The organism is Microbacterium bovistercoris (assembly GCF_003387575.1).
GTDB classification, from domain to species: Bacteria; Actinomycetota; Actinomycetes; order Actinomycetales; family Microbacteriaceae; genus Microbacterium; species Microbacterium bovistercoris.
Genome location: NZ_QUAB01000007.1, coordinates 1 through 3,270 on the forward strand (window position 1 = coordinate 1; position 3,270 = coordinate 3,270).

1 rRNA gene is annotated in these 3,270 nt (G+C 55.1%); it reads left to right on the forward strand.

Annotated elements, in window-relative coordinates:
* Window positions 1–95: 95 nt before the first annotated feature.
* A 23S ribosomal RNA gene (locus DY023_RS00305) occupies window positions 96–3,269 on the forward strand.
* Window position 3,270: the final 1 nt, after the last annotated feature.

A 3,270-nucleotide genomic window follows, 5' to 3' on the forward strand; every position in this document is an offset into this window, starting at 1 on the left:
GGGGACCGCCCGTACTTTGAGAACTACACAGTGGACGCGAGCATCTTAAAGAAAACTTCCGTCAGGCTTTTCCTGGTCTGACGGTTCTCATGTGATTTCAAGTCTTTAAGAGCAAACGGTGGATGCCTTGGCATCTGGAGCCGAAGAAGGACGTAGCAATCTGCGATAAGCCTCGGGGAACTGATAAGCGAGTTTTGATCCGAGGGTGTCCGAATGGGGAAACCCCGCCAGGCGTTTGTGCGACCTGGTGACTCCCGCCTGAATATATAGGGCGGGTAGAGGGAACGCGGGGAAGTGAAACATCTCAGTACCCGCAGGAAGAGAAAACAACATGTGATTCCGTGAGTAGTGGCGAGCGAAAGCGGATGAGGCTAAACCGGGTGTGTGTGATAGCCGGCAGGCGTTGCATGCCCGGGGTTGTGGGACCCTCCGTGCTGTTCTGCCGAACAGTGGACGTGATGCGCGAGTGTAGACGAACGGTCTTGAAAGGCCGGCCATAGTGGGTGCCAGCCCCGTAGTCGAAATGCTTGGTGCAGCGTGGAGGGGATCCCAAGTAGCACGGGGCCCGTGAAATCCCGTGTGAATCTGTCAGGACCACCTGATAAGCCTAAATACTCCCAGATGACCGATAGCGGACAAGTACCGTGAGGGAAAGGTGAAAAGTACCCCGGGAGGGGAGTGAAATAGTACCTGAAACCGTTTGCTTACAAACCGTTGGAGCCTCCTTAGTAGGGGTGACAGCGTGCCTTTTGAAGAATGAGCCTGCGAGTTAGTGATATGTGGCGAGGTTAACCCGTGTGGGGTAGCCGTAGCGAAAGCGAGTCTGAATAGGGCGATTCAGTCGCATGTCCTAGACCCGAAGCGAAGTGATCTATCCATGGCCAGGCTGAAGCGACGGTAAGACGTCGTGGAGGGCCGAACCCACTTAGGTTGAAAACTGAGGGGATGAGCTGTGGATAGGGGTGAAAGGCCAATCAAACTTCGTGATAGCTGGTTCTCTCCGAAATGCATTTAGGTGCAGCGTTGCGTGTTTCTTGCCGGAGGTAGAGCTACTGGATGGCCGATGGGCCCGACCAGGTTACTGACGTCAGCCAAACTCCGAATGCCGGTAAGTGAGAGCGCAGCAGTGAGACTGTGGGGGATAAGCTTCATAGTCGAGAGGGAAACAACCCAGACCACCATCTAAGGTCCCTAAGCGCGTGCTAAGTGGAAAAGGATGTGGAGTTGCTTAGACAACCAGGAGGTTGGCTTAGAAGCAGCCACCCTTGAAAGAGTGCGTAATAGCTCACTGGTCAAGTGATTCCGCGCCGACAATGTAACGGGGCTCAAGCACGCCACCGAAGTTGTGGCATTGACATTTTTGGTAGGCCTTCGTGGTCCAGCCGTGTTGATGGGTAGGAGAGCGTCGTGTGGCGGGTGAAGCGGCGGAGTGATCCAGCCGTGGATGCCACACGAGTGAGAATGCAGGCATGAGTAGCGAAAGACGTGTGAGAAACACGTCCTCCGGAAGACCAAGGGTTCCAGGGTCAAGCTAATCTTCCCTGGGTAAGTCGGGACCTAAGGCGAGGCCGACAGGCGTAGTCGATGGACAACGGGTTGATATTCCCGTACCGGCGAAGAACCGCCCACACGAAGTCAGGAGTGCTAACCGTCCGAAGTCACCCACCGGACCCTTCGGGGTTCATCGGGTGATGGAGCACGGGACCCCATCTGGTGGAGTGAGCGTATTAACAGGTGTGACGCAGGAAGGTAGCCCATGCCAGGCGATGGTTGTCCTGGTGCAAGTGCGTAGGCCGAGAGATAGGCAAATCCGTCTCTCATGCAGGCTGAGACACGATGCGGATGAAAAGTGGGTGATCCTATGCTGCCGAGAAAAGCATCGACGCGAGGTTCCAGCCGCCCGTACCCCAAACCGACTCAGGTGGTCAGGTAGAGAATACCAAGGAGATCGAGAGAATCGTGGTTAAGGAACTCGGCAAANCGACTCAGGTGGTCAGGTAGAGAATACCAAGGAGATCGAGAGAATCGTGGTTAAGGAACTCGGCAAAATGCCCCCGTAACTTCGGGAGAAGGGGGGCCATCCACTTATACGGACTTGCTCCGGAAAGGGTGTGGTGGCCGCAGAGACTAGTGGGTAGCGACTGTTTACTAAAAACACAGGTCCGTGCGAAGACGCAAGTCGATGTATACGGACTGACGCCTGCCCGGTGCTGGAAGGTTAAGAGGACCGGTTAGCCCTTTTGGGCGAAGCTGAGAATTTAAGCCCCAGTAAACGGCGGTGGTAACTATAACCATCCTAAGGTAGCGAAATTCCTTGTCGGGTAAGTTCCGACCTGCACGAATGGCGTAACGACTTCCCAACTGTCTCAACCGCGAACTCGGCGAAATTGCATTACGAGTAAAGATGCTCGTTACGCGCAGCAGGACGGAAAGACCCCGTGACCTTTACTACAGCTTGGTATTGGTGTTCGGTGTGGCTTGTGTAGGATAGGTGGGAGACTGTGAAACCATGACGCCAGTTATGGTGGAGTCATTGTTGAAATACCACTCTGGTCACTCTGGATATCTAACTTCGAACCGTGATCCGGTTCAGGGACAGTGCCTGGTGGGTAGTTTAACTGGGGCGGTTGCCTCCCAAAAAGTAACGGAGGCGCCCAAAGGTTCCCTCAACCTGGTTGGCAATCAGGTGGCGAGTGTAAGTGCACAAGGGAGCTTGACTGTGAGACTGACAGGTCGAGCAGGGACGAAAGTCGGGACTAGTGATCCGGCAGTGGCTTGTGGAAGCGCTGTCGCTCAACGGATAAAAGGTACCTCGGGGATAACAGGCTGATCTTGCCCAAGAGTCCATATCGACGGCATGGTTTGGCACCTCGATGTCGGCTCGTCGCATCCTGGGGCTGGAGTAGGTCCCAAGGGTTGGGCTGTTCGCCCATTAAAGCGGTACGCGAGCTGGGTTTAGAACGTCGTGAGACAGTTCGGTCCCTATCCGCTGCGCGCGTAGGAAGTTTGAGAGGATCTGACCCTAGTACGAGAGGACCGGGTTGGACGAACCTCTGGTGTGCCAGTTGTTCCGCCAGGAGCACCGCTGGTTAGCTACGTTCGGGATGGATAACCGCTGAAAGCATCTAAGCGGGAAGCCGGCCTCAAGATGAGACTTCCATACCTTCGGGTGAGAGGCTCCCAGCCAGACTACTGGGTTGATAGGCCAGATGTGGAAGCACGGCAACGTGTGCAGCTGACTGGTACTAATAAGCCGACGACTTGATAACA